Consider the following 25,717-nt stretch of genomic DNA (forward strand, 5'->3'; position numbering starts at 1 on the left):
CGTGCGCCGTGCTTCCTGTCCCCCTCTATGTGGGGGGGGACATGTGCGCCTCGTTGGAGAACCCCCTCCCCCCCCCCCTCCTCCCCCCCCCCCCCCCCCACACCCCCCCCCCCCCCCCCCCCCCCCCCCCCCCCCCCCCCCCCCCCCGCGACCTTCCCCGGCCAGGTCGACGCCCGGGACTAGGGTGGGCCGCATGCCGACGAGCGACCCCACCTCCGCCGAGATAGCAGCGATGCCGAAGTCGGAATTCGCGTTCCCCGGGCCGCTGCGCGATCAGCTGGTAGCGGCGATCCTCAACGGCGCCAAGACTTCCACGACCGGACTCGTGATCGACTACGAGCACGAGGACGAGCCGCTTCCTGAGGTCGGCGAGCGGGCGGTCGTCGTCGACTCGGACGACCGGCCCGTCGCGGTCATCGAGACCACCGAGGTGCGTGTCGTGCCGCTGGAGGCGGTCGACTTCGCGCACGTCGTGGACGAGGGTGAAGGCGACCGCAGCATCGCCGAATGGCGGGCCAACCACGAGTCGTTCTGGCACAGCGCCGAGATGCGCGAGGCACTGGGCGATCCTGAGTTCACTGTGGACGACTCGACTTTGGCGGTGCTGCAACGGTTCCGCATGGTCGCCGATCTGCGTGGAGACCGGTCATGACCACCGCTGAGATGCGAATCCCTTCGCGCCCACCTGTTGTCGGCCAGGCATCCGCAGTTCTATGGACGGCCGCAGCGCTGTTCGCGGTGGCGTGCGCTGTAAAGGCGACCATGTACTGGTCGTTCAGCGAGGTCGGCAAAGACGCGCAGTACCGCGTGGCCATCATGAACAACTACGACCCCGACCTGCTGGAGTACGTGCCGGCCTTCTACGGCGTCGCCGAGTTCCTGGTGATCCTCTGCTACGCGTTCTCCGTGCTCTGGTTCGCGCTCGCTGCCCGAAGCGCCTCCCGCGGCGGCCGCCGCTCGCTTACAGGGACAGTGCTCGCCACGGTGAACGTCGCGCTCGGGCTGGCATTCCAACCGCTCGTGTGGTTCAGCCTGCCGGATGATGGCGATGTCTTGGGCCAGTTGGTGAAGGACCGGATGTCCGAGGAGACGCCGTGGTGGGCCCACGCCGGTGACGCACTCGCGGTGATCGCCTTCATCATCGCCATTGACGCGATCGTGAAGCTCTGCACCAGCGACGCCCGCTGGTTCCGGGGTGCGCTCGAATAGCGATCACGCCCAGGGCGCTGACGGCTCGCTCAGGTCCAGCTCTTTCACGGTCCAGTAGCGGAACTCGCGGTTGCCGCGAGGAGCCACCAGCCGATAGTTCCCCGGAATCGACTGGTCGAACAGCATCTTCCGGAAGATCGCCCCGCTCAGCAGCACATCGCCTAGGAAGACCGCGCGCTCGAACTCGACGGACTCATGGAAGTGCACCTCCCTGAAGCTCGACCCGGCCTGGCACACGGTCGCACGGAACATCGTGTGGCCCTTGAACATGGACTGATCGAAATCGACGCCCGACTCGAACGTGCAGCGATCGAAGTTCACCCAGTCGAAGCCGACGTCCGTGAAGTTGGCACCGCTGGCGAAATGCGCCCCTTCGAACTTCGCCCATGCCTCAAAGCGCGCCAGTTCGAAGTCCGCGCGGTCCTGGAACGTCGAGCATGAGAAATCGGTGTAGGCGTGGAACACCGTCCCTTCGAAGATCGCCTTGCCTTCGAAAACCGCTTCCGCGAAGCGAACCTCGTGGAACTCGGTCAGGGTGCAGTCGAGAGTCCAGGCGATCCTCACGCGCTCGAACCCTGCGATCCCCTGGAACCTCGCATGCTCGAACTCAGCGGTCGCCCAGAAAATGGTCTCGGTGAAGTCGACTGCATCACCGAATACCGCATAAGGGAACTCCGCTAGCCCCTCGAATACGGCATCGTTGAACCAGGCCGGCCCTTCGAACACAGTGCGGTGGAAGGAGGCGCTGCTCAGGAAGCGGACGCCGTCGAAATTGGCGCTCCGCAGTCGGCAGTCGCTGAAGTCGACGGCGGGCAGCACCGCGCCCTCCAGATCGAGACGGGTATGGCTCCAGTAGTTCCGGGGTCCGAGCTTTCGTTTCAACCGCCGCTCCAGGATCTCCAGGGCGAACACCCGGATCTCGCGTTCGGGGTCCACCGCTGGATCCGCATACGGGTCGTAAGGGCGGCGCAGGTAGGAGCAGATCTCGTCGAGGACCAGTTGACGGAGCTCTTCGTGCTGCTCGCCGAGGCGCTCCAGGTTGTAGAGGCCGCCTCTGCGAATGGTGTGGTCGCCCGATGAGAGTTGTTCCACCGCTTGCATTCTGAGTTCGGTGATGCGCTGCTGGGTGCTGTGGTACTCGTCGTGCTGCTGGCGTCTGAAGCTCAAGACCAGTGCCGACGCGGCGCCGATCCCGGCGGCGACGGTGAGCGTGGCGCGGACCGTGTCGAGCCGCATCTTCGCGATCTCCAGGTCGGCCTGGGCGTCGCCCGCTGTGCGGAGGGATTCGATCTCAGTCATCTGAAGCTCGTAGTAGCACCAGCCGCCGATGAGGATGAGCACGAAGACGACCAGCAGGATCCAGGAGCGGATCGGGCGTGGGCGCCACGGCTGCTTCGGAACATCCGGGGAGCGGCTGACCTGCGCGTTGTCGATGCGCAAGAGGACCCGGAGGATCCAGTGGGCGAGGGGTCGCAGACGCATGCCCCCAGCCTACGGAGCCGCCGTATCGCTTGCGGTCCAAGATGTTCGATCGGGTGAACCGGCAACGAAGTCCCTTGCGGCGGAGACGCAGACGGCCGAGGATGGAGGGATGTCAGTCGAGATCATCGCGCTGTTCGCGGATTGGGAAGCCGCCGTCGCGGCGTACCGGGAGTCGGGCACCGACTTCTACTGGGACCCTTTCGAACGCGACGAGGAGCCGACGTTCGCAGAGGTGGACGACCTGGGCGGGTTCAAGCGGTTCCTCGGAACGGAGAACTTCTATTTGCAGCTGGAGGACGAGCTGGCCCCGGCCGACCGCGAACGCGTCGAGCCGTTCATGCGCCTCATCGGTGCGTATCGCATCGCCCAGGACTGGAAACGGTATGCCCACGACGACATCGTCACCGACTCCGACGGGCCGCCGCCGGAGGACCACATGTTCTCCATGCGACCGTCGAAGGTGGCGCACGCTCTCGAAGTGGCGCAGGGGATTCCGTGGGAGGAGGTCGAAGCGGCGTGCGAGCGGCTCGACCTTGCAGCGGGGGGGGGAACGATGTTTGGACCGTCAGTTCATACGACCAGTTCGTGTGGATCCTGACGACTTATATCAACTGGATGAAGCGCGCCGCAGCTGACGGACGAGGTCTCATCGTCCTCGCCAGCATCCGAGCGCTGACGCATGGGCGAGTTTGAGCGAAATTCTCCGGGCCCCGTCCCCCTCGTGATCGGCTGAGCATCGGCAACTCGCGGGACGGCCGCACCGGCCGCGGCCTAAGACCCGGCACCCGCGCCGCCGCAGTCATTCCCTGTGCAATCCGCCGAGCAGATCCCCGGCACTGAGATGACCGCGACCGTGGCCGCGATCGCGACGTGGCTGGAGTACGGCCGCTACAGGATCACCGGAGCGGTCAAGTTCACATGCCCTCCAGTCAGCGACTCCGTCCCTCCACCAATGGTCAGCGAGTCATCGCGGCAGCTCGCAAGAGTGGTCCGCGACCGAGCCGCAGCCCTGCACGTTGCCGGTAGTGACAACAGAACTCAACCTCGAAGGCCAGGCTGCGCCCGATGACGCCGGGCAGTTCCACATCGAAGGCGTCTCGTACTGCTCGTCGTTTGGGAGGAACGCGGACGGCCCGCGACCGAACACGGTGGTCTTGGAGTACAGCAGCAGCTCCCAACTCTGGCAAAGCGGTCCATCGCTGTCGTTTACGGCTGGGGTCAATCAGGTCCAGAGCGTCACAGTAGAAGGCACCGTCAGCACCGACGGCTCACTCCAGTTGCGGCTGAAAACCGACACCACAACGGGAGACACCGTCTCCGTGCCCCGACCCGCCGACCCGCAGTAACCCGATAAGGAAGCCGGGCCCCTGCCGCGTGGCAGGGCCCGGCTTGCTGCCCGCCCGCGAACGGTACGCGCCGACGCATGGTCTCGCGTTCGTTTCGTCTGGGCAGGTTGGTGGTTCATCAGGTGCCGATGGCGCGGACGGCCCCCGCCTGAGCGCTTGCGTTGGCGGGGGCCGGTTTCGGGCCCGGGCGGCTAGGCTTCGCAGTTGTCCGGGTCTCGACGGTGGTGCAGGTGTCGGAGCCTTCGCCGCCCTTGCCGGTGTCGCCGGGGGTTTCGGTGTCGTTGGCGCCGCCGTCGATCTTGTCGTCGCCGTCGATGTTGTCCGCCCCGCCGCCGCCGACGAAGCGGTCGTTGCCGGGTTCCGCCGCGAACGTGTCGGGGCCGTTGCTGCCTTGGATGTCGTCGTTGCCTTCTCCGTCAGTAGCAAGGCAGCCGGAGCTTTCGTCGTTGACGCAGACGATCCTGTCGTTGCCCCCGCCTCCTGTGATCGTGTCCGAACCGGATTGGTGTTGTCCCAGGTTGATCCCGTCGTCGCCGTCGCCTGCGTCGATCCAGTGGTCACCCGCCCCACCGAGGACTTGGTAGTCGCCGCTGGTCGCGCAGAGGGTGTCGTTTCCACCCTCACCCCGAACCTGCTGCCCCGCAACAGTGGCCACGATGACGTCGTCGCCAGGACCGCCTATCAGGTTGTCGTCAGCTCCGACGATGGTGGCTGCCTTGCCGTTGCATGTCTGCTACGCCTGGGCCGGGCCGCCGGTGGCGAGCAGCGCGCCCGCCACGACCATCGCCCCGACGGCCGCCAGCATCGGCGTCCGCGCGAACCTCCCCCGCATGTCGCCTCCTTCTTCTCTGATGCACGATGGCATAACTGTCATGGTTTGGAATGAAATTGACACTGGCTGTGGCGTACCGACGACCGGGCCCATGCGGTGCAGAACGGGTGCGAGGTAGGGGATTTCGGGGGCTGCGGGCGTGGGCGGTTTCGGGTAAGGTCCGGCATGTCGGACCTGGGCCTCAGGCGCGGGTGCGGTGCTCTGTGCTCCCCGGAACGGAAGGCCCCCAATGGCATCCATTGATGAAGTCATGTCCTCCCTCAGTGCCAACGCGAACGCGGTGACTGAGGTGCAAGGCCAGATCGAAGGCTCCAAGGCGATCGTTGAAGAGACCTTGGGTCAGTTGCAGGCTCTGAATGTGGAGGGTGCGGCTGCGGCGCTCGGTGCGTGCAAGGACCAGGTCGAGGAGTGCAGCGCCTTGGCTGCTGCGTTGCAGAACAAGCTCAATGAGGCGCTGAGCATGGCTGCTGCGGCCAAGTCGCAGTAACCGGTCATGGCGAGTCTCAACGATGTGGCCGCAACGATCGAGGCCACCAGGTCCTCGGTCGAAGCGGTCGCCGGGCCGATTAATTCGTCGAAAGGGCAGGCCGAGCATTCGGCTGCGGCCGTGGGCGGGCTCGGTGTCGAAGGCGCCTCGGCGCGTCTGCGGGAGGTTGTCGGCAAGATCGAGGAAGCCGAATCGATCAGGGTTGTCCTGCAAGGCGCCCTGGTCAAGGCCCATTTTCAGGTGATGTCGGCCATCCATGGCACCATGGGACCAGGAGCAAGAGGTTCTACCTCGTCCGTCATCGGCAACGATGACGGAACCACCTCCTGGCACGGCACGATTGACGGCATCAAGACCGAGATCGTCTACGGCCACCAGCCTGAAATCGATCCTGGGCCGAGTGGCGGTGCGCTTCTCGAGCCTCGCCGTCCGAAGAATCAGGCGGCGGCGTTCCTACAGACAATGGTTCGGGAAGACGCCACCGATCCCGCGAAGAGCGTGGGCAACGCGATGGATCCGCTTGGGGCCCTCTTCAGCCGCGAAGCCCCACCTGCCCCCGCCTCAAGCTCGACAACCGCTCCGGAATCCGGGATGTTCGTCGAGGGGGCCGGTTGGATCGCCGAGATTCGCCAGCCCGCGGCGGAGGTTCGCGCGGAACCGATGCCGACGATGACCACCGGCAACCTGCTCGAGATGGCCGTGGTGACCGCGGCCGTGATGATGAAGACCGGCATGGCCGTGACAAGTAAGATCGACAACCTGAGGACCATTGCGAAGGAGCACAAACGAGATGGCGATTAGCGACGAAGAACGAATCGTGCGGTCAGCGTTTGCTGCTGCGGCGCAGTTGCCGAAGGACGCTATCGCGAAAATCGGCGACAACCGCACCCTGATGCTCCTCAGCGCGGCAACGACCGCTGCAATCCTGCGAAAGTACTCATCGCTTCCAGACCTTCCGCGCATCCGCGAGTTCGTCGAAGTGCTTCAGGCGCGGTTTCCGGATGCAGCGCATGTCATCAAGCCCATCGTTATCGAGGCCCTGATCCGCTTCGCATTCGGTGATATGAAGGTAATCGACGGCATCGAGCCCAGCGACCTCCAGACTGCGGTCTTCTTCCTTCCCTACGCCATCGTGTCCGAGGAGTACATCTCGGGAGAGCCGCTCGATCAGCTCGTTGCTGAAGTACTGAAGGCCGTGGACGAAGAAGCGTAGATTCACCCGAAAGACGGTAAGGGGTTTGGGGGACAAGGCCGATGGCCTTGTCCCCCAAACCTTTTCAGATTCCCTCTAGACGCTTGTGTCTCGTAAGTTGACACGTAAGATTTCGGTGAGTCACTATCGAGGGAGTGTCCTTGCAATCGCAAGAGAGCCAAGGTCTTACGTCTCGAACGGAGCTTGTTACGTCGCATCCGGAGAATATCGAAGCCTTTAGATAGGCCAGAATACTTTCAGTCGCCCGGTGGTCCAGGACTACCAATCACGTTCCACCGGGCGACCTAACACATGAAGGAGTACTTCCGTGTCGTCCACGACGATACGCTATTCGGGCGTACCTGAAAACAGCCATTCCGGTGACCTCACCGACCGCAAACCCGGCCGCATCACCGACCACAACCTCGACTCCACCGTGACCGATCCGGCCGCTCTTCTCGAGCGTGCAGACGGCTACTACGACTGGGCGGGTCGCCGCCTGTTCCTGTCCGACGGGTCTCCGGACCCTCTGACACCGGGCGCATACCGCTACCGAGCGAGCCCCGACTACTGCGACCTCGAAGCGCCCGAAGGCGACCCGTCGTCTCCACGCTACGAACCGCCGCACCTGCGTCACCAGCCCGGCGACACCTGGCTAATCGATCGGGACCGCCCCTACGACCCCGAAGACCCGGGCCCGTTCGGGTCCCCCGGGTGGCGTCCCGACCCCCGTACGGGCCGCCACCGCCGCGACGAACTCCCCGACCCGATCCCGCTCTGGGAGGCAACACCACCGGGCCGCGACCAGGGCACCGGCCCGAGCGTCGGCCGCGAGCGCTCACCGAGATCCGACCACGAACCCGAGTCGGGTCGCGGCCGCGAATCCGTCCTGCGCCGTCGACCGACAGTCCGCGAAGCGGGCTCCGAACCGAGCCTCGGTCTCGACCTCGAACCGGCCCCCGGCTCCGAACCGAGCCCCGAACCGCAAGCCGGAGCGTCCGTCCCTCCCTGGCGGCCGAGGCGGCACATCCTGCGCGGCTCGCCTGACCCCGAAGAGCCGCAAGGCGACCGGAGCGGTGACCGCGAGTCCGGAGGAACCGGCGGGCCCGGGACCGATTGGCCCGGGACCGGTGAGCGCGGGACCGCCGAGCGCGGGTCCAGTGAGCGCGGGTCCAGTGAGCGCGCGGCTGATGGTCGCGGGCCCGGCAGGCCCGGGACCGGGCCGCGTCCCCGGTTCCCGGTCGAACCCGACAAGCCCAGCCCGGGCCCGCGCGACCGCTCGCGCTTCTGGTCCGAGGCCGACCGCAATCCCAGCCGCGATCCCAACCGCGCCACCGATCCCGACACCGATCCCGACACCGGCCGCTCCACCGATCGCGGCACCTGCAAGGCCCGCGCGGACGCGCCGGAACCAACCCCGGCCGTCGCTCCGCAACCAAACCCGGCCGTCGCCCCACCCGATCCGCCGCACCGGTTCGGCAAGCTCCGCGAAGACGCCTGGGTCCGGTTCATCGAAGACTCCGAGCACCTCGCGGCCGCCAACCGCGCCAACCTGTCCGCCCTCGAACGCGAATGCGGGTGGCAGATCGCGGTGTGGGTCCGCTTCTTCCGGTGGCTCGCCGCACTCGTCCGAAGCCTCGGCCGCGCACCAGACGAACCCGACCGCTCCCCAAGCGAACCCGGTCGGGGTCCGAACGAACCCGGTCGGGGTCCGAACCGCGATGGCGCACAACCCGATCCGGAACAGGCCGACTCCCGCCAGCGAGTCCCCGCCCAGCGCCGGGAGGTCTGGCGGCCCGGTCGTTCGGTGGTCGCTCCGGACCGGCATACGTACCTCGCCGCCCGAACCGCGCGATTCGCACAAGCCTTGCGCGGCGCGCAACGCGCGCAAGCGGCACCGTCGATGCCCGCGTCGCGAACGGCACCCGGGGGTGCGGCATGGGCGTAGGCCGACTCGCACCGCATCGCGTTCGCGCCCGATACGTGAAGGCGCTCAAGGAGATCCCGCTGCCGGTGCGCTCGTTTGCCGGGATCGACCCGGCCGAGCTGACCCAGGTCGGCGAAACCCGGATCGCGGGCCACCTCGTGGAGTTCGGCATCCTCGCGGGCACAGCGCGCCTGTGGGTCCTGCTCCCCGAACGCGTCCCGCCGGTGGTCGGCTACCTGACCGGCCTGGAGTGCGCCGACTTCAACAGCACAGGTGGAGACGGTTCGCCCGAACTCCACATCACCGAGACCGAGTACCTCGAATGGGCCCGCCACACCGGCCGGGCCGCCCGCATCAAACAGGAAGCGCTCGCGGCCTGGCAAGCGGCCCAACGGGAATGCGAAGGATGAGACCGACCATGCACAACCATGAACCCAGCTCCGCAACCGACCCCGCGCCGGAACCCGCTCCGAGCGCCGTCGACCGGTTCCGGACCCATGCCGTCGCGCGGCTGCGCGGCGACAGCGCCGAAGCCGCGCGGATCGCGTCCGGTTTCGCCCCGAGCGAGCAGCGGCTGCACCTGCTTTTCACACAGTCGCTGTTCGCCGGAGTCGTCGTCGAGACGATGGGCGCCCAGCCCGACCCCGCCGACCTGGCCGAGTTCACCAAACGCCTGCACGACAAGCACTCCCGCGAGGATACGAGCACCGGGACGGCGTTCGTCGCGCTGCGGGCCGAGGCGATGGTCCGGTCGCTCCTCGGGGAGGAGTTCCTGCTGTTCGAGATCCCGTACGGCGAACAGTCCGGCTACATGTGGGCGGTGATGGCGGAACTGTGCGGCCCCGACCCGAGCGAAGAGCAGCTGGCCGCGTACTTCCGCACGGCCGCCGAGTTCGCGAGCGACGGCGTCGGCAGCGCCGAGGCGGTCGTCAGCTCGTACATCGAAGCCTTCGGCAAGCCAGCCGACGAAACCGACGCACCCGAAACGGAGGCCGCCGAATGAAACCCGACGAATACCACCGCGCCCACCTGGCCGCGCTCCTCCAAGGCGACCCGGCCGCCGCCGCGAAGCAGCGCCAGTGGTTCGGCCCGCACGACCACGACACCGCCGTCCTGCTCCTGCGCGCGGCCGCCGCCGTCTGCCTGGAACCGCGCTTCGGCCCCGGGGCCGGACTCGGCGCGGGCCCGGTCGACTGGGATGAACTCCCGGCCTTCATGGCCGAGATCCGCCGCGCGGGCCTCGGCACCGAACCGCTGCCGGACTTCCTCGCCGTCGAAGCCGCCGTCCGCTCCCTCTACGGCGAACCGCACCTGCTCGAACCGCTTACAAGGCAAGCGAAGAGCGCCGCGCTCTACACGATCGTCCAACACCAGGTCCGCGCCCGCCCGTGGCTCAGAGCCAACACCGACACCGTCATCGACCGGGCCAAGACCATCGCCACCACCTGGCTCATCGGCTAGCGATCACTCCGGTCGAGTGTCGGACTTCGAGAGCGAGGACCACGATCCGCGCGTGAGATGATGAACGGGCCCGCACCGGTCTATCTGGCGCGGGCCCCTGCAGGTTCCTGGTCGCACAGGTCCTTGCGGTGGTAATCGGATATGCGGCCCGCTGCCGCTCATCGTTGTGGGCGGCAGCGGACGTACTACTCCTCGAAGTAGAACGTGTCGGAGCAGGCCTCGACCGCCCCGTTGTTGAGGGTGCAGGCGTACCAGTACGGCCCGGTCTCGTCGACGACGTTGGAGGAGAAGGAGATCGTCTCGCGGCTGCCGTCGCCGACGCTCTTCGTGATGGTCTGACCGTCGTACCAGGCGGTCACGCGGAAGGTCTTGCCGTCTCCGGCCTCCCCCACCACCCAGATGTTGTCGTAGTCGATGCTGTGGTCGTCGTCGGCATAGTCGTTCCACTCGACGTATCCGGAAGCGAAAGTGACGCGGTAGCCGTCAGGCGTCTCGACGGCGGACAGCGGGGTGACGTCGCTGGCGTTGGTCAGCGGCTCGAGGGTGGCAGCCGGTTCCGCGCTCGCGCTCGTTCCGGTGAGGCCGAGCGCGCCGAGAGCGGCGACGCCGACGACGAGGATGCGTTGCAGTCGATTCAAGACAGGGACTCCTTGTTTCGATGAGGTGGACGCAGCCGCTGCGCCCCAAGCGATCTGGTGACCGCTTCGGCGCACAACGTAACATTCTCCCTCAACGTAGACAAGGGATCTAAACTATTTCATGAACTTTCCTTGCAAAAACGCGAAAAGCCTTGGAATGCAAGGATTCGGGCGACGACCTTCAGCGACTGTCCAAGGAGGTCAGCGGCGGTCAAACCGATCCTGAGTCCACTTGCGCGCGCGAGAACGGCAGGTGAACTCGACTCGGTCCGAGGGGTCAGACGTTGCGGTCCCAGATCATTCGGAGGCCGTGGAGGGTCAGGTTGGGTTCGTAGTGGGTGACCGTCTCGCACTGCTCGATGACGACCGGGGCGAGGCCGCCCGTGGCGACGACCGCCGTGGGGGTCGTGCCGAGTTCTTCGGTGATGCGGCGGACGAGGCCGTCCACTTGGGCCGCAGTGCCGTAGACCATGCCCGACTGGAGGCACTCCACAGTGTTCTTGCCGATGACGCTGCGGGGCTTGACGAGCGGGATCTTCAGGAGGTTCGCGGCGCGGGAGGCGAGCGCGTCGATCGAGATCTCGATGCCCGGAGCGAAAGCGCCGCCGAGGAAGTCGCCGTGCTCGGAGATCACGTCGATGTTCGTGGAGGTCCCGAAGTCCACGGTGATGCACGGGCCGCCGTAGAGGTGGAAGGCCGCGTGCGTGTTCGCGATGCGGTCCGGCCCGGCCTCGCGCGGGTTGTCGATGCTCAGGCGCACACCGGTCTTGATGCCGGGCGCGATCTGCACGAGGTGCGCGTGCGGGTAGTACCGCTGCACCATCTTCGCGACTTCGGCGCCCTGCTGGGGCACAGTGGACGACAGCGCGATGCCGCTGAGGTCCACGCCGTCGCCGTCGAGGAGGGCGCGGAAGGTGAGCCCCAGCTCGTCGGCGGTGGCGTGCGGATCGGTGCGGATCCGCCACGAGTGCTTGAGGGTCTCGCCCTCGAACACGGCGAGCACCGTGTTGGTGTTCCCGATGTCGACGCACAGCAGCACGGTCTACTCCTCGAAGTCGAGTCCGATGTCCAGAATGGGCGAGGAGTGGGTGAGCGCGCCGACCGAGATGTAGTCGACGCCGGTGGCGGCGTAGTCGACCGCCGTGTCGAGGGTGATCTGGCCCGTGGCCTCCAGCTCGGCGCGGTCGCCGACGGCCTCGACGACCTCGGCGAGCTCCTTGGGGCTCATGTTGTCGCACAGGAGGAACACGGCCCCGGCGGCGACGGCTTCGAGCGCCTCGTCGAGGGTCTCGACCTCGACCTGGATGTCGATCTCGGGCTCGGCGGAGCGGACGGCCGCGAAGGCCTCGCTGATCGACCCGGCCGCTTCCTTGTGGTTGTCCTTGATCATCGCCACGTCGTACAGGCCCATGCGCTTGTTGTCGCCGCCTCCGGCACGCACCGCGTACTTCTCGAAGCCGCGCAGGCCGGGGGTGGTCTTGCGGGTGTCGAGGACGGTGGTGTGCCAGTCGGCCAGGACGTCCGCGAAGCGGCGGGTGTGGGTGGCGATGCCGCACATGCGGCACAGCAGGTTCAGGGCGGTGCGCTCGGCGGCGAGGAGCGAGCGGGTGGGGCCGGAGACGCGGGCGAGGACCTGGCCGGCGCGGATGCGCGCGCCTTCCTTTGCGAGGTAGGTGAACTCGACGTCGCCGGGCATGGCGTGGAAGACCGCGTGCGCGACCGGGAGGCCCGCGAGGAGGCCGTCGGCGCGGGCCGTTACGGCCACAGTGGACTTGTGCTCGGGCCCGAAGATCGACTCGGAGGTGACGTCGCGGCGGGCGTGCGAGAGGTCTTCGTCGAGGTAGTCCTGGACCGCGACGTACACGTCCTCGGGGTCGAGGCGGAGGGCGAGCAGGCGCTCGTCCAGTCCGGCCCCGCCGGGCGCTTCAGCGAATCGGCTCATGCGATGGGCTCCCAAGTGGTTTCGAGCTCCCCGTCGGAGCTGATGGAGAGGTTGAGGTGGCCGAGCCAGTCGGGTTCGGCGTCGGGAAAGTCCTCGCGCCAGTGGCTGCCCCGGGTCTCGCGCCGCCGGTGGGCGGCAGCGGTGACCGCAGCGGCGACGGTGAGCAGGTTCGTGGCCTCCCATGTGGCCGGTCGCGGACGTCCGGACACATTGTCCCCCAAGCTGGTGAGCGACGCTGCGGTGGCCTCCAGTGACGCTTCGGAGCGGAGGACCCCGGCCCCGGCGGTCATGGCCTCCTGGATCGGGGCGCGGGAGGTCGTGGAGCAGACGTCGCCTTCCCCTTCGGGCGCTTCGGGGATGCCGGGGCTGGGCTTGTGCTCGGCGAGGTCGTCGGCGATGCGCTGGGCGAAGACGAGCGCTTCGAGCAGCGAGTTGGAGGCGAGCCGGTTCGCGCCGTGCAGGCCGGTGCAGGCGGCCTCTCCGGCCGCGTAGAGGCCGGGAACGCTGGTGCGGCCGAACAGGTCCGTGCGGACGCCGCCGGAGGAGTAGTGGGCGGCGGGCGCGACCGGGATCATGTCGACGACCGGGTCGATGCCGAGCGCGCGGCACGAGGACGTCACCGTGGGGAAACGCGTCTCCAGCATTTCCTTGCCGAGGTGGCGGGCGTCGAGCCACACGTGCGACTGGCCTTCGGCGCGCATGCGGGCGGTGGCGGCCTTCGCGACGACGTCGCGGGGCGCGAGCTCGGCGAGCTCGTGCGCGCCGAGCATGAAGCGGTCGCCGGAGTAGTCGCGCAGGTGCGCGCCCTCGCCCCGGATGGCCTCGGTGATCAGGGGTTGTCGGTCCCCCCCGATACCCTCGAGGAACAAGGCGGTCGGATGGAACTGGACGAACTCGAGGTCGGTCACAGTTGCCCCGGCCCTGAGGGCCAGCGCCACACCGTCGCCGATGGACACGGAGGGGTTGGTGGTGGACTGGAAGATCTGACCGAGGCCGCCGGTGGCGAGCACGACCGCGCGGGCCTCGACGCCGCCCACACCGTGCTCGACGCCTTCGCCGAGGACGTGGAGGCTGACGCCCGCGGCATGGCCTTTGGCGTCGGTGAGCAAGTCGAGGACCATGGCGTGCTCGATGATGCGGATCCACGGGTCGCGCAGGACCGCGGAGTGGAGGGCGCGCTGGATCTCGGCGCCGGTGGCGTCGCCCCCGGCGTGCACGATGCGGCGGGCGCGGTGGCCGCCTTCGCGGGTGAGCTGGAGTGAGCCGTCCGGGTGCCGGTCGAACTCGGTGCCGAGGTGGATGAGGTCGGCGATGCGGGCAGGGCCTTCGGTGACGGTGACGTCGACCGCGGCCGGGTCGCAGAGGCCGACCCCGGCGATCTGGGTGTCGCGCGCGTGGGCTTCGGGGGTGTCGACGGGGTCGAGGACGGCCGCGACGCCGCCTTGGGCCCAGCGGGTGGAGCCGTCGTCGATGCGGACCTTGGTGACCACGGTGACGTGGAATCCGGCCCGGCGCAGGTTGAGGGCGCAGGTGAGCCCGGCGACGCCGGAGCCGATGACGCACACGTCGGTGGTCTCGGTCCAGGACGGGGCCGCGGCGCGCATCCGCCGCGGGAGGCGCGGCAGGTCCGGCAGTGGCACTGAGTGAGGCGTGGTCGCGGGTGACACGTGCCGTTGCCCTTCTAGCGGTGGTCCCCGGCGGTCCGGGGGCCTGGTGTTCTCGCGGACGGCCCCAAGCCGGGGCCGCCCGCAACAGTACTGCTAATCGCGGCGCGAGGCGCGTCGCACGAAGTCCGCGAGGTCGGCGGACTGCTGGACGCGCGACTCCTCGTGGACGTACATCATGTGCCCGGCGGGGTAGGTCTTCGTCTCGATGCGCTCGCGGTCGGCGAGCGGGATCTCCAGGTGGTCGAGGGTGTACTCGATCGCCTCGATCGGGACGCCGCCGTCGTAGCGGCCCATCGCGATGTGCACCTGCAGGAACGGGTTGAGCCGCATGGCGTTGCCGAGCTTGCCGATGACGTCGACGGCTTCGCCCTCGAACTCCTTGTACGACCACGGGTGCACCGCGCGCGACAGGCGCTCGTACACGTGCTCGTTCTCGTATTCGAGCTCGGAGCGCAGGTAGTACTGGAGCGCGGCCGTGTACGGGCCGTCCGTGCCGACCAGGAACGGGTCGTACGGCATGCGCTCGTGCGTGTAGTGGTCGGCGGGCCCGGTGAAGCGGGTGTCGAGGCGGCCGGTGACCAGGCGCTGGTGGCGCAGCAGCTCGGCGTAGTACCGGGTGTGCTCCAGGCGCAGGTTGGCGCGGTCGACGTAGTCCTCGCTCACCCCGGCGAGCGAGGCGATCTTGGCGACGGCAGCGGCGCGCTCCTCGGGGGCGAGGTTCTGGCCCTTGGCGAGGATGCCGCGGAACTCGTCGGCGTAGGCGCGGGCCTCGCCGACGACGTCTTCGAGGGTCCGGTCCGGGTGCAGCCCGTGGTAGTGCGCGGTGGCCGCGTACGTGGGCAGGAACAGCGGGTCGGGCAGCTCGGAGCGGCTGGCGTGGTAGAGCGTCTCGGTGTTGAACGCGGGCGCGATGAACATGACGCCGTTGAGGAACAGGCCGAAGCGCTGCTGGAGGTATTCGGCGAGGGCGCCGCCGCGGGTGCCGCCGTAGGACTCGCCGATGAGGAACTTCGGGGAGAGCCAGCGGTTGTGGCGGGTGGTCCAGAGGCGGATGATCTCGCCGACGGACTCGATGTCGCGGGTGAACCCGTGGTAGTCCTTGGCCTTCTCGCCTTCGACGGCGCGCGACCAGCCGGTGGAGACCGGGTCGATGAACACGAGGTCGGTGTGGCGCAGGAGGGATTCCTCGTTGTCGAGGAGGCCGTACGGGGGCGGGGTGAGGTTCCCGGCGTCGCCGGAGTCGACGCGGCGCGGGCCGAGGAGGCCCATGTGCAGCCAGATCGAGGAGGAGCCGGGGCCGCCGTTGAACGCGAAGGTGACGGGGCGTTCCTTCACGTCGGCGTCGTTGAGGGTGTACCAGGTGATGGAGACCTCGGCCTTGGGCTTGCGGCCGTTGAACTTGTCGTCCTCGGTGATCTCCTCGCGGAGCACGATCCGCCCGGTGGTGGCGGTGTACGCGAGTTTGCCGAGGGTGTGGTGGGTGGTCTTGAGGTCGTCGGCGGGTTCGGGCTTGTCGGCCTTCTTCGCGTCCTTCTCGGCGCCGTTGTCGGCGTCCTCGTGCTTCGGTTCGTCGGTCATGCGAACAGAACTTACCGCGCGGCTAGTGGCGACGCCACAGGGTTGCCCGCGGTGCCGGGCGCGGGGTGCGCCTTGTCCGCGTTGACCTCGATGATCTCGTTGCGCTCGTTCACGTGGACCACGGTGGGTTCGAACGCGCGCGCTTCGGCGTCCTCCATCTGCGCGTAGGAGATGAGGATCACAAGATCGCCGGGTTGGACGAGGCGGGCGGCGGCGCCGTTGATGCCGATGACGCCCGAGCCGCGCTCCCCGGCGATCGTGTAGGTCTCCAGGCGGGCGCCGTTGGTGATGTCGACGATGGCGACCATCTCGCCGTCGAGGATGTCGGCGGCGTCGAGCAGGTCCGCGTCCACGGTCACGGAACCGACGTAGTGGAGGTCGGCCTGGGTGACGGTGGCGCGGTGGATCTTGGACTTGAACATGGTCCGGATCATCGGGCGTCTCCAATTACTACGGGGGCGTTGTCGATCAGGCGGGTCGTGCCCGCCTTAGCGGCGATGAGCAGCCTCGCGGGCCCCTGTGCGGGGGCCTCGCCGAGGTCGTTGGCGCGGACGACGACGTAGTCGACGTCCAAGCCGGGCTCGGCGGCCAGGGTCTGCTGTGCCGCGGCGAGCGGGTCGGGCGAGTCCTGCGCGGCCGTGATGGCGCGCGGGAGGGCAAGGGCGGCAGCGCGTTCGGCCTCGGAGAGGAACACGTTGCGGCTCGAGCGGGCGAGGCCGTCGGCTTCACGGTCCGTGGGGACGGCGACGACGTCGATGCCCATGTCGAGGTCGCGGACCATGCGCCGGACCATCGCGAGCTGCTGGAAGTCCTTCTCCCCGAAGCAGGCCGCGTCGGGCCGCGTCAGGTGGAACAGCTTCGAGACGACGGTGAGCACGCCGGTGAAGAACCCGGGTCGCGATGCGCCCTCGAGGATCTCGCCGTCCGGTCCGGCGTGGACAGTGGTGAGGCCGTCGCGGCCGTCCGGGTACATCTCGTTGACGCTGGGCGCGAACACGAGGTCGACGCCTTCGGCCTCACACATCTGGAGGTCGGTGTCGAGCGTGCGCGGGTACTTGTCGAGGTCCTCGTTCGGCCTGAACTGCAGCGGGTTCACGAAGATCGTGACGATCACCGAACCGGCGATCTCGTTGGCGCGCTTGATGAGCGCCCGGTGGCCGTCGTGCAGCGCACCCATGGTGGGGACGACGGCGACACGGCCGGGCAGGGCCGCGCGGGCCTTCGCCAGATCAGCCTTGGTGTGAACGACCACGGTCACGGCGTCTCCTCCTTCTCCGGGTTCGACAGGACTTCAAGCAGCCCTTCGGCATCGGCGCTCTTCAACCGGCCGGAAGCGAGGGCGCGCTCGGTGGTGCGGCGGGCCATCGTGCGGTACACGTCCTCGATCCCAGTGCCCGCCAAAGCATCGAGGTGACGCGCCACGGTCCCGGCGTCGCCGCGCGAGACCGGGCCGGTGAGCCCGGCGTCGCCGTGGCGCAGCGCATTGTCCAGCGAGGCGGACACGAGCGGCGAGAGCAGGTGCTGCGGGTTGGCGACGCCGATGGCGCGCAGCTGCTCGGTCGCGTCGTTCACGAGGGTCATCAAGTGGTTGGCGGCGTAGACGAGCGCGGCGTGGTAGCGGGCGCGGTCGGCCTCGTCGACGTGCTCGGGGTCGCCGCCCATCTCCAGGACGAGCGCTTCGCCCACGAACCGGGCCTCGGCCTCGCCGGTGATCGCCCACGAGATGCCAGCGAGGCGCTCCAGGTCCTCGTCGCGGCCGGTGAAGGTCATCGCGGGCGCCAGCGCGACAGTGAGCGCCCCGGCGTCGCGGGCGGGCCGCAGCACGTCGGCGCCGAGCGCGCCGGAGGTGTGGACCCAGATCTGGCCCGGCCGCACGGGCAGGGAGGCCACGAGCGGGGCGATGGCGTCGTCGGGGACGGCGATGAGCACGAGTTCGGACGCGGCGACCACGTCGGGCGCGGGGAGGATCTCGGCGCCGGGGAGGTGGCGGGCGGCGCGGGCGAGGGAGGCGTCGGATACGGCGGAAGCGGCGACGACCCGGTGGCCGGCGCGGGTGAGGGCCGCTCCGACGACGGAGCCGACCCTGCCTGCGGAGACGACCCCGACGGCGAGCCGTGAGGCGGGCCGCTGCGGGGCTGCGCTGCGCTGCTGATCCATGGTGCTGATCCAGTCCTGAAGGAGGTACCGGTCATTGCTTACGCGTTAATTGTGCTTCGCAGGATTGCTAACGCCAGTCTGGGAGGCTCTGAGTGGCAATTCTCACTCGGGCGCTATGGTCGGCGCCATGACGGGGTTCGAGCGCTGGGGCGCGGCGATGGCTCGGACCCTGTACGGGCCGGGCGGGTTCTACCTGCGTGAGCTGCCCGGACGCCACTTCGCGACGAGCGCGCAGACCCCGGTGTTCGCGGAGGCGGTCGCGCGGCTCGTCGACGAGGTCGACGCGCGCCTCGGACGCCCCGAGAGTTTCACCGTCGTCGATGTCGGGGCGGGGGGAGGGGAGCTCCTGGAGCGCCTTGCCGGGCTCCTCGACGAGCGCATCGGTTTGACGGCCGTGGAGCTGCGCCCGCGCCCGCCGCACCTCCCTGAGCGCGTCGCGTGGGGCGCCGAACTCCCTGAGTCGTGGGAGGGCCTGCTGATCGCGTGCGAACTGCTCGACAACGTGCCGTGCGACGTGGCGGTGGTCGACGCAGACGGCCGGGTCCGCTACGAGGAGGTCGACGGGCAGGGCGGGACGCGCCTGGGCGACCCGGTGACCGCTGCGGACGCGGCCTGGCTGGCCGAGTGGTGGCCGATCCGCGAGGAGGGCGAACGCGCCGAGCTCGGCGGCCCCCGCGAAGCGAAGTGGCGCGACCTCACCGCCCGCCTCACCCGAGGCACCGCCCTCGCGGTCGACTACGGCCACATGAAGAACCAGCGCCCGGTCGCCGGGACCATGAACGGTTTCAGGGACGGCCGCGAAATCCCGCCGGTCCCCGACGCGACCCGCGACATCACCGCCCACGTCGCCGTCGACGCCGTCGCGTGCGACCACCGCGAGACCCAGCGCGACGCGCTCCTGCGGCTCGGCCTCGACGCGGCCCCGCCACCGCTCCCGATGGCCTTCCAGGACCCGGTCGGCTACGCCCAGGCGCTCGCGAACGCCAGCGCCGCAGCGCGACTCATCGACCCGGAGGGCCTCGGCGCCCACTGGTGGCTCCGAACCGACCGGAACTAGACAGCGCCGCTAGACCGGTGCGAGCTTCCGGAACTCGGTGGGGCTCTTGCCTTTTCGGCGTTTGAAGGCGTTGCTGAACCCGAACTGGTCGGCGTAGCCCACGGTGCGCGCCACTTGGGCGACAGTCAGATCGGGGTCGGCGAGGAGTTCCTCGGCGAGCTGCATGCGCCATTCGGTGAGGTACGTGAGGGGCGGCTCGCCCATGATCTCGTTGAAGCGCTTGGCGAGCAGCGCGCGCGAGACGCCCGCCTCGCCCGCGAGGTCGGCCACCGTCCACGGGTTCGCGGGCCGGGTGTGGATCGCTTCGAGCGCCGGTCCCGCAACGGGATCGGCGAAGCCGCGGTACCAGACCGGGGCGCGCTGGCCCTCCTGGTCGAACCAGGTGCGGAGGGTGCAGACGAGGCCCCAGTCGAAGAGGCGGTCGATGAACGCCTGCGTGCCTGGCTTGCGGCTGGCGAGGTCGACGGCGGAGGTGTCGAGCCAGACGCAGATGTCGGCGTCGTCGTCGATCACGAGGACGGGCGGGAGGGCCCGCAGGAGGCGTTCGTGGCGGCGGCCGGAGGCGCGGTAGGCGCCGACGAACAGGGCCGTGGCCTCGCCGTCCTCGTCGACGGGTTTCGGCGGCGCGATCTCGGCGCAGGCCTCGGGGTCGAAGCAGGTGAGCCAGTAGTCGAGGTGGGGCCGGTCGACGGACGCGGGCTCGTCGGCCATGCGGAACGGCTCGCCGCCGCTGACGACCGCGGTCTGGCCGGCCTTGACCGGGACCTGCGTGCCGTCGGCGAGGAGGATGACGCCGCCGCCGCGCGCCACCGTGACCATGGTCAGCGGGGCCCGGTCGTCGAACCGGACCACCCAGGGGGACTTGAGGATCGCGTCGCTGAGGATCGCGCCTTCAGCGCGGATGCCTCCGAGGAGTTCACTGAGCGGGTCCATGCAGTCATCGTAGACGCACGCGCATGGATCGGAGCGTCACAGCCATCGTTCGTCCACGCTTTCGGCGCTGTACTGGTTCCAGGCACCGCAACCTCTGGAGGAACCATGGCCACCGCCCTCGTCGTCGTCTCGCACCACCGCTCCGACTCCCTCACCGTCCACATCGGTGATGTGGTGGCCGCCCGGCTCAAGGAGGCCGGGTACGCCGTCGACCTGCTCAACCTCAGCGCCGAGGGCTTCGACCCGCGCATGACCGTGGCCGACCAGCCCGACTGGGACGACCGCGAGAAGGCCTACTCCCCTGAGGCGCAGGCGCATATGGAGCGGATCCTCGCCGCCGACGTGATCGTCCCGGTCTTCCCCGTCTACTGGAACAGCCCTCCGGCGCTCCTCAAGGGATGGATCGACCGCGTCTGGAACTACGGCTTCGCCTACGGCCGCAGCAAGCCCAAGCTCGCCGGGAAGCGGATGCTGTGGCTCGGCCTCGCCGGGGCGCCCGAAGGCGACGAGTACTGGGACATGCTGCAAGGCGTCCTCGACAGCACGCTGCGCCAAGGCATCTCGTTCTACACCGGCATCACGGACGCGACCGTCGCGGTGCTGCCGGACGCCGAGGGCGAACCCCAGATCGTCGACGCCGAAGGCAACCTCACCAAGGGCGAGGCCCTCACCGGCGCGCAGCGCACCGCCCACTACGAGGCCCTCGACCGGCGCGCGGAGCGGTACGTCGAAGACTTCCTCGACCTGTAAAGGTCCGGCACCCGCTGTGCTGCAAGGCGACAGCGGGTGCCGGTCGCTCAGGCCTCGAGCCGCAGCGCGCCCGCCGGGCATAGCCGGACCGCGTCGGCCACCTCGTCGTCGCAGTCCTCAGCCTCCTCGGCGAGGACCACGACCCGGCCGTCCTCGTCGTCCTGGTCGAAGTACTCGGGCGCGGTCAGCGCGCACATCCCCGCGCTGGCGCAGGCCTCGCGGTCGGCCCTGATTCGCATTTGCGTTGGCCCCCTTACCAGGTCACCGGGAGTTCGGCGACACCGTAGAAGTTCTGGTGCGTCACCAGCGGCACCTCCTCGGCGGGCACCGCCAGCCGCAGCCCGGGGAACCGGGCGATGAGCCGCGAGAACGCGATGCGCATCTCGATGCGCGCCAGCTGCTGCCCGAGGCACTGGTGCACACCGTGCCCGAACGACAAGTGTCCCTTGGCATCGCCGGTCACGTCCAGTCGTTCGGGCGCGTCGAACTGCGCCTCGTCGCGGTTCGCGGTCTGCACCGAGACCGTCAGGTACTCCCCCGCCCTGATCTGGCGGCCCTCGAACTCGAAGTCCTCCTTGGCCTGCCGAATGAGTCCGGTGTGGATGATCCCGAGGTAGCGCAGCAGCTCCTCCACCGCCCCGGGCATGAGCTCGGGCCGCTCGCCCAGCAGCTCCCACTGCTCGCGGTGCTGGAGCAGCGCCATCGTGCCCAGGCCGATCATCCGCGAGGTCGTCTCGAACCCCGCGAGCAGGAGCAGCACGCCCATCCCGGCGACCTCCTCGGGCGCCAGCTCGGGGTCGGCGGCCAGGTCGCTGAGGATGTCGTCGGTCGGGTGCTCGCGCTTCGCGGCCGCGAGCTCGGTGATGAACGCGACGAGGCGGCCCACGGCCTCCTCCTTCTTCGTCCCGGCCTCCATGTCGAACAGGGTCGACGTGTCCTCCTCGAAGCGCCCGCGCTGGTCGTACGGGACGCCGAGCAGTTCGCAGATCATCAAGGCGGGCACGGGGACCGCGTACTCGCGGACCAGGTCGACCGTGCGCGGCCCGGCCGCGAGGGCGTCGAGCCGGGCTTCGACGAACGCCTCGATGCGCGGTTCGAGCTCCTTCATGCGCCTGACGGTGAAGACGCCGGTGAGCTTGCGGCGCAGGCGGGTGTGGTCCGGCGGGTCCATCTCGATGAACATGCCGGGCGCCGGGGGCACCTCACCCTCGAAGCCGATGTAGGCCTCGATGCCCGGCATGGGGATCGGCACCTGGAAGGGCGCGGCGAGGTGGGAGCTGAACCGGGTGTCGGCGAGGGCCTTGCGGCCCAGGGCGTGCCCGGTGACGAGCCAGCCTTCGCGGCCCTCCGGGTAGTACTTCATCCGCTGCATCTCGGCCCCGCGGTGCAGCGCCATCATGGCCGCGGGCGGGTCGAACGGGTGCTCGCGCTCAAGCGGGATGCCGTAAGGGACGGTGTCGGGTGCTGACATCTGGGTCTCCTCGATGGTGTCCGATCGCGCCATGCACGATCTACGTATAGATACACTATACGTATAGACGCAAATCGTGCAAGCCCCCTCAACCGGCCAGGAGTTTCCCCACCGCGTCGTCGGCGCGGTCGAGCAGCGCCGCGAAATGCCGTTCCCGCTCGACCCCGTCGAGGCCCTTCGCCTCACTGTCGAACAGGGCCTCGGTGTGCACGTCGGCGACGTCGCAGAACTCCGCGATCCCGCGCCGCAGCGCCCCGTCGAGCAGCGCGTGCGTCAGGTCCGAGTTCGGGTCGTCCTCGGCGAGGCCCGCCAGGCCGAGCCACAGCATCCGCTTGCCCGACATGGGCTTCTCCCGCCGCCCGTACGTCAGCCCGTAGTTCCAGACCCGGTCGATCCAGCCCTTCAGCAAGGCGGGCAGGCCGAACCACCACACCGGGAACACCGCCGCGACCACGTCGGCCGCGAGCAGCCGCTCGGCGTGCGCGTGCACCTCGGGCGAGTACCGCTTGTCGCGGTTCCCGTAGTCGGGCTCGTCCTCGACCCGGTTGCGCGGATCGAACCCCTCGCCGTGCAGGTCGAGCAGGTCGACGCGGTACCCGGCGGCTTCGAGCCGCCCGGCCGCGCGCCGGGCGACGGCCGCCGTCAGCGAGTCGGCCCGGTGATGGGCGAAGACGACGAGAGTGGTGCGCTGAATGTCCATAAGGGTCTCCTCCAGTGCGCCGCCGCAGCGGCGGCGCCCCTCCAGTGAAACCCCGATCCCGTGGACGGCACATGGCCGAGAAACGGGAAGACCTTCGCGATCGTCTACCGTTGCGGCATGGACCCGCTCAGCGACATGCTCGCCGACATCCGCGCCGAAGGCGCCTCGGTGCACCAGGCGGCACTGGAGGCCCCCTGGCGGCTCCGCTTCGCGGACGGCGCCCCGCTCATCATGGTCACCGCCGTCGCCGGAACCGCCGAGCTCGTCCTCACAGGCGGCGAGACCCGCCGGATCGCCGCCGGGTCGACCGCGATCGCCCGCGTCCCGTTCGACCTCGTCGACCAACACTCCACACTCGAGCGACCCGTCCCTGGCGTGCCGATATCCGAAGCGCCGCAGTCAGAACAGGCCGAGACCGTCCTCATCGCAGGGACCTACCGGCCCGCGGGGGCGCGGCACCGGCGGCTCCTGCGCGCGCTCCCCGAAGCGCTCATCCTCGACGAGGAGCTCGACGACGTCCTCTGGCTCCACTCCATGCGCGACGCACTCGCCCGCGCCAAGGCCCCCGGCGGGCAGGCCGTGCTCGACCGCATCCTCGACTGGGGCCTCGTGTGCACCCTCAACTGCTGGTTCGACCGCCAGGAGGCGGCCGCGCCCGGCTGGTACCTCGGCGCGCTCGACCCCGTCACCGGCCCCGCGCTCGAAGCGATCCACCGCCACCCGGAGCGGGCCTGGACCGTCGGGGCGCTGGCCGCCCGCGCGCACGTCTCGCGCGCGCACTTCGCCAAGCGCTTCACCGAGGTCATGGCGCAGCCGCCGCTGCGGTACGTCGCCGAGCGGCGCATGGAGATCGCCGCCGACCTGCTCGCCGACCCCGAGGTGCCGGTAGCTGTCGCGGCGGCCGCGGTCGGCTACCGCGATGCGTTCGCGTTCTCCACTGCGTTCAAACGCCACCTGGGCGTGAGCCCCCGCGCCTACCGGTCACAGCGCACCGAAGCCGGTCAGAGTCGCGCCACGAGCCAGCCGACGCCGGCCAGCAGGGCGATGAGGCCGAAGAAGACGTAGATCGCCAGTTCGACCCATTCGCTCGCCGAGCTCGGGTGCCAGAAGCGCCTGCGCTGCCGCCCGGGTCCGTTCTGGTCAGGGGTGTCGTTCATGCGTCCAGCGTAGGCAGTGGACCCCACCGAATCCAACACCGCAAATGACTTTGACGCCGTGCCCTTGGCCGCACAGAATCAGCCCATGGGATACGTAGACCTCTCCGGCGTGCGGTACGGCCTGAGCGACGGCACCACATTGTTCGACGAGGTGTCATTCCGTGTTGGCGAAGGCGCGAAAGTCGCGCTCATCGGCGCGAACGGCGCCGGGAAGACAACCCTGCTGAACATCGTCACCGGCATGCTCGCTCCCGACGTCGGCACGGTTGCGCACTCGGGCGGCCTGGGCGTGATGCGCCAGCTCGTCGGCATGCGCGAGGGCGAGCGGCCGCTGCGGCGGCTCGCGGTCGACCTGGCGCCGCCGCAGGTGCGCACGGTCGCTGAGCGCCTGGCGAAGGCGGAGCAGCGCATCGCGGCGGGCTCGGAGAAGGACCAGCTCGCGTACGCGCAGGCGCTCGCCGACTGGGGCGAGGCCGGAGGCTACGAGTTCGATGTGCTTTGCGACACGGTCGCGGTCGCGATCCTCGGCAGGCCTTGGGAGGAGGTCAAGGACCGTCCCCTCAGGACCCTCTCGGGCGGGGAGCAGAAGCGGTTCGCGCTGCAGCTGCTCCTGCAGGGCCGCGACGAGGTGCTCGTACTCGACGAGCCCGACAACTTCCTCGACGTCCCGGCCAAACGCGAACTGGAGCAGGCGATCCGGGACTCGGACAAGTCGATCCTGTTCGTCTCGCACGACCGCGAAGTGCTCGCGAACGCCGCGAGCTCGATCGTGACCCTCGAAGCCGGCACGACCTGGACGCACGGCGGCGGGTTCGCGACCTGGCACGACGCCCGCGCCTCGCGGCACGAGCGGTTCGAGGAGCTGCGGCGGCGCTGGGACGAGGAGCACAAGAAGCTGCGCGAGCTCATGCTCATGTACAAGAACAAGGCCGCGTACAACTCCGACATGGCCTCCCGGTACCGGGCCGCGCAGACGCGGCTGCAGAAGTTCGAGGACGCCGGGCCGCCCCCCGCGCCGCCGCGCGAGCAGGACATCCGCGTGAAGCTCGAAGGCGGGCGCACCGGCAAGCGCGCGGTGATCTGCGAGCAGCTGGAGCTGGAGGACCTGACGTTCCCGTTCGACCTGGAGGTCTGGTACGGCGACCGCGTCGCGGTCCTGGGCGCCAACGGGACCGGCAAGAGCCACTTCTTGCGCCTGCTCGCACAGGGCGGCTCCGACCCCGAGGCCGGGCTCGCCGGGAAGCGGACCCTGGAACCGGTGCGGCACAACGGCACCGCCCGCCTGGGCGCCCGCGTCTACCCGGGGCACTTCTCGCAGACGCACGAGCATCCGGAGTTCGACGGGCGCACGCTCCGGGAGATCCTGTGGGAGGGCGACGAGGACCGGCCCTCGCTCGACCGCTCGAAGGCCATGAGCGCCCTCAACCGGTACGAGCTCACTGGACAGTCCGAACAGGACTTCAAGACGCTCTCGGGCGGCCAGCAGGCGCGGTTCATGGTGCTGCTGCTCGAACTCTCGGGCGCGACCTGCCTGCTCCTGGACGAGCCCACGGACAACCTCGACCTCGCCTCGGCCGAAGCCCTCGAACAGGGCCTCAAAGCCTTCGACGGCACCGTCCTCGCGGTGACGCACGACCGCTGGTTCACCCGCGGCTTCGACCGGTTCGTGGTCTTCCAGAACGACGGCGAAGTCGTCGAGTCGGATGAGCCGGTCTGGGACGTGCGTTAAAG

At 69.1% G+C, this 25,717-nt stretch carries 30 protein-coding genes; 15 read left to right on the forward strand and 15 right to left on the reverse strand.

Annotated features, from left to right (window positions below; all coding sequences use genetic code 11):
- Window positions 1–193: 193 nt before the first annotated feature.
- Complete coding sequence (locus ACZ60M_RS05310) at window positions 194–652, forward strand: ASCH domain-containing protein (RefSeq protein ID WP_465414934.1); 459 nt, start codon at window positions 194–196, stop codon at window positions 650–652.
- Complete coding sequence (locus tag ACZ60M_RS05315) at window positions 649–1,209, forward strand: hypothetical protein (RefSeq protein ID WP_465414936.1); 561 nt, start codon at window positions 649–651, stop codon at window positions 1,207–1,209. The genes ACZ60M_RS05310 and ACZ60M_RS05315 overlap by 4 nt, the downstream gene beginning before the upstream one ends.
- Before the next feature lie 3 nt (window positions 1,210–1,212).
- On the opposite strand, the gene ACZ60M_RS05320 is transcribed toward ACZ60M_RS05315, so the two are convergent.
- Window positions 1,213–2,691 carry a pentapeptide repeat-containing protein gene (locus tag ACZ60M_RS05320; RefSeq protein WP_465414938.1) on the reverse strand — a complete coding sequence of 493 codons (1,479 nt, stop codon included), beginning with the start codon at window positions 2,689–2,691 and terminating at the stop codon, window positions 1,213–1,215.
- A gap of 109 nt (window positions 2,692–2,800) precedes the next feature.
- Here ACZ60M_RS05320 and ACZ60M_RS05325 point away from each other — a divergent pair, with 109 nt between their 5' ends.
- Complete coding sequence (locus ACZ60M_RS05325; protein ID WP_465414939.1) at window positions 2,801–3,289, forward strand: hypothetical protein; 489 nt, start codon at window positions 2,801–2,803, stop codon at window positions 3,287–3,289.
- A 427-nt stretch (window positions 3,290–3,716) separates the two neighbouring features.
- A complete protein-coding gene (locus ACZ60M_RS05330; protein ID WP_465414941.1) occupies window positions 3,717–4,037 on the forward strand; it encodes a hypothetical protein in 321 nt (106 codons plus the stop codon).
- 118 nt (window positions 4,038–4,155) lie between these two features.
- On the opposite strand, the gene ACZ60M_RS05335 is transcribed toward ACZ60M_RS05330, so the two are convergent.
- On the reverse strand, window positions 4,156–4,692 hold the full coding sequence (locus ACZ60M_RS05335; protein ID WP_465414943.1) for a calcium-binding protein: 537 nt from the start codon (window positions 4,690–4,692) through the stop codon (window positions 4,156–4,158).
- A 406-nt stretch (window positions 4,693–5,098) separates the two neighbouring features.
- On the opposite strand from ACZ60M_RS05335, the gene ACZ60M_RS05340 reads away from it, so the two are divergent.
- The 7 genes from ACZ60M_RS05340 to ACZ60M_RS05370 all read left to right on the forward strand — a co-directional run bounded on the left by ACZ60M_RS05340 (window position 5,099) and on the right by ACZ60M_RS05370 (window position 9,936).
- Complete coding sequence (locus ACZ60M_RS05340) at window positions 5,099–5,356, forward strand: hypothetical protein (RefSeq protein WP_465414945.1); 258 nt, start codon at window positions 5,099–5,101, stop codon at window positions 5,354–5,356.
- A 6-nt stretch (window positions 5,357–5,362) separates the two neighbouring features.
- Entirely contained in the window at window positions 5,363–6,157 is a 795-nt protein-coding gene (locus ACZ60M_RS05345; RefSeq protein WP_465414947.1) for a hypothetical protein, read from the forward strand.
- A complete protein-coding gene (locus ACZ60M_RS05350; RefSeq protein ID WP_465414949.1) occupies window positions 6,147–6,569 on the forward strand; it encodes a hypothetical protein in 423 nt (140 codons plus the stop codon). The genes ACZ60M_RS05345 and ACZ60M_RS05350 overlap by 11 nt, the downstream gene beginning before the upstream one ends.
- A 307-nt stretch (window positions 6,570–6,876) precedes the next feature.
- Window positions 6,877–8,496, forward strand: a complete 1,620-nt coding sequence (locus ACZ60M_RS05355; protein WP_465414951.1) for a hypothetical protein — start codon at window positions 6,877–6,879, stop codon at window positions 8,494–8,496.
- Window positions 8,487–8,885: a hypothetical protein gene (locus tag ACZ60M_RS05360; protein ID WP_465414953.1), complete on the forward strand. Its 399-nt coding sequence runs from the start codon at window positions 8,487–8,489 to the stop codon at window positions 8,883–8,885. Before ACZ60M_RS05355 ends, ACZ60M_RS05360 begins: the two co-directional genes overlap by 10 nt.
- Window positions 8,886–8,893: 8 nt before the next feature.
- Window positions 8,894–9,478, forward strand: coding sequence for a hypothetical protein (locus ACZ60M_RS05365; protein ID WP_465414955.1), 585 nt, complete (start codon window positions 8,894–8,896; stop codon window positions 9,476–9,478).
- Window positions 9,475–9,936: a hypothetical protein gene (locus ACZ60M_RS05370; RefSeq protein ID WP_465414957.1), complete on the forward strand. Its 462-nt coding sequence runs from the start codon at window positions 9,475–9,477 to the stop codon at window positions 9,934–9,936. Before ACZ60M_RS05365 ends, ACZ60M_RS05370 begins: the two co-directional genes overlap by 4 nt.
- A gap of 185 nt (window positions 9,937–10,121) precedes the next feature.
- Here ACZ60M_RS05370 and ACZ60M_RS05375 read toward each other — a convergent pair whose 3' ends face one another.
- From ACZ60M_RS05375 to ACZ60M_RS05410, 8 genes are all read right to left on the reverse strand, one after another.
- Window positions 10,122–10,574, reverse strand: a complete 453-nt coding sequence (locus ACZ60M_RS05375; protein WP_465414959.1) for a hypothetical protein — start codon at window positions 10,572–10,574, stop codon at window positions 10,122–10,124.
- 277 nt (window positions 10,575–10,851) lie between these two features.
- The gene (locus ACZ60M_RS05380; RefSeq protein WP_465414961.1) at window positions 10,852–11,613 is read right to left on the reverse strand and encodes a type III pantothenate kinase; all 762 of its coding nucleotides are present in this window, start codon (window positions 11,611–11,613) and stop codon (window positions 10,852–10,854) included.
- 3 nt (window positions 11,614–11,616) lie between these two features.
- Window positions 11,617–12,516 carry a carboxylating nicotinate-nucleotide diphosphorylase gene (gene nadC / locus ACZ60M_RS05385; RefSeq protein ID WP_465414963.1) on the reverse strand — a complete coding sequence of 300 codons (900 nt, stop codon included), beginning with the start codon at window positions 12,514–12,516 and terminating at the stop codon, window positions 11,617–11,619.
- Window positions 12,513–14,120 carry an L-aspartate oxidase gene (locus ACZ60M_RS05390; RefSeq protein ID WP_465415236.1) on the reverse strand — a complete coding sequence of 536 codons (1,608 nt, stop codon included), beginning with the start codon at window positions 14,118–14,120 and terminating at the stop codon, window positions 12,513–12,515. The genes nadC and ACZ60M_RS05390 overlap by 4 nt, the downstream gene beginning before the upstream one ends.
- A gap of 156 nt (window positions 14,121–14,276) precedes the next feature.
- Window positions 14,277–15,761 carry a S10 family peptidase gene (locus tag ACZ60M_RS05395; protein ID WP_465414965.1) on the reverse strand — a complete coding sequence of 495 codons (1,485 nt, stop codon included), beginning with the start codon at window positions 15,759–15,761 and terminating at the stop codon, window positions 14,277–14,279.
- An 11-nt stretch (window positions 15,762–15,772) separates the two neighbouring features.
- Window positions 15,773–16,195, reverse strand: coding sequence for an aspartate 1-decarboxylase (panD, locus tag ACZ60M_RS05400; RefSeq protein WP_465414967.1), 423 nt, complete (start codon window positions 16,193–16,195; stop codon window positions 15,773–15,775).
- Entirely contained in the window at window positions 16,192–17,019 is an 828-nt protein-coding gene (gene panC / locus ACZ60M_RS05405) for a pantoate--beta-alanine ligase (RefSeq protein ID WP_465414969.1), read from the reverse strand. Before panC ends, panD begins: the two co-directional genes overlap by 4 nt.
- Window positions 17,016–17,918: a Rossmann-like and DUF2520 domain-containing protein gene (locus tag ACZ60M_RS05410; protein ID WP_465414971.1), complete on the reverse strand. Its 903-nt coding sequence runs from the start codon at window positions 17,916–17,918 to the stop codon at window positions 17,016–17,018. The genes panC and ACZ60M_RS05410 overlap by 4 nt, the downstream gene beginning before the upstream one ends.
- A 127-nt stretch (window positions 17,919–18,045) precedes the next feature.
- Here ACZ60M_RS05410 and ACZ60M_RS05415 point away from each other — a divergent pair, with 127 nt between their 5' ends.
- Window positions 18,046–18,975 carry an SAM-dependent methyltransferase gene (locus ACZ60M_RS05415; protein ID WP_465414973.1) on the forward strand — a complete coding sequence of 310 codons (930 nt, stop codon included), beginning with the start codon at window positions 18,046–18,048 and terminating at the stop codon, window positions 18,973–18,975.
- A gap of 9 nt (window positions 18,976–18,984) precedes the next feature.
- Here the strand turns inward: ACZ60M_RS05415 and ACZ60M_RS05420 are convergent, their stop codons facing one another.
- Window positions 18,985–19,908, reverse strand: coding sequence for an AraC family transcriptional regulator (locus ACZ60M_RS05420; protein ID WP_465414975.1), 924 nt, complete (start codon window positions 19,906–19,908; stop codon window positions 18,985–18,987).
- A gap of 105 nt (window positions 19,909–20,013) precedes the next feature.
- Between ACZ60M_RS05420 and ACZ60M_RS05425 the strand changes: the two genes are divergently transcribed.
- Complete coding sequence (locus ACZ60M_RS05425; RefSeq protein WP_465414977.1) at window positions 20,014–20,658, forward strand: NAD(P)H oxidoreductase; 645 nt, start codon at window positions 20,014–20,016, stop codon at window positions 20,656–20,658.
- A 47-nt stretch (window positions 20,659–20,705) separates the two neighbouring features.
- On the opposite strand, the gene ACZ60M_RS05430 is transcribed toward ACZ60M_RS05425, so the two are convergent.
- From ACZ60M_RS05430 to ACZ60M_RS05440, 3 genes are all read right to left on the reverse strand, one after another.
- Complete coding sequence (locus ACZ60M_RS05430; RefSeq protein WP_465414979.1) at window positions 20,706–20,897, reverse strand: ferredoxin; 192 nt, start codon at window positions 20,895–20,897, stop codon at window positions 20,706–20,708.
- Between the two features lie 14 nt (window positions 20,898–20,911).
- Window positions 20,912–22,129, reverse strand: coding sequence for a cytochrome P450 (locus ACZ60M_RS05435; protein WP_465414981.1), 1,218 nt, complete (start codon window positions 22,127–22,129; stop codon window positions 20,912–20,914).
- An 88-nt stretch (window positions 22,130–22,217) separates the two neighbouring features.
- Window positions 22,218–22,829 carry an NAD(P)H oxidoreductase gene (locus ACZ60M_RS05440; RefSeq protein WP_465414983.1) on the reverse strand — a complete coding sequence of 204 codons (612 nt, stop codon included), beginning with the start codon at window positions 22,827–22,829 and terminating at the stop codon, window positions 22,218–22,220.
- Between the two features lie 117 nt (window positions 22,830–22,946).
- On the opposite strand from ACZ60M_RS05440, the gene ACZ60M_RS05445 reads away from it, so the two are divergent.
- Window positions 22,947–23,894: an AraC family transcriptional regulator gene (locus tag ACZ60M_RS05445; RefSeq protein WP_465414985.1), complete on the forward strand. Its 948-nt coding sequence runs from the start codon at window positions 22,947–22,949 to the stop codon at window positions 23,892–23,894.
- Here the strand turns inward: ACZ60M_RS05445 and ACZ60M_RS05450 are convergent.
- A complete protein-coding gene (locus ACZ60M_RS05450) occupies window positions 23,831–23,986 on the reverse strand; it encodes a hypothetical protein (protein WP_465414987.1) in 156 nt (51 codons plus the stop codon). The two genes, ACZ60M_RS05445 and ACZ60M_RS05450, sit on opposite strands and share 64 nt — an antisense overlap.
- An 85-nt stretch (window positions 23,987–24,071) precedes the next feature.
- Between ACZ60M_RS05450 and ACZ60M_RS05455 the strand changes: the two genes are divergently transcribed.
- A complete protein-coding gene (locus ACZ60M_RS05455) occupies window positions 24,072–25,715 on the forward strand; it encodes an ABC-F family ATP-binding cassette domain-containing protein (RefSeq protein WP_465414989.1) in 1,644 nt (547 codons plus the stop codon).
- Window positions 25,716–25,717: the final 2 nt, after the last annotated feature.

The sequence above is a fragment of the Glycomyces sp. NPDC050141 genome (genome assembly GCF_055586545.1).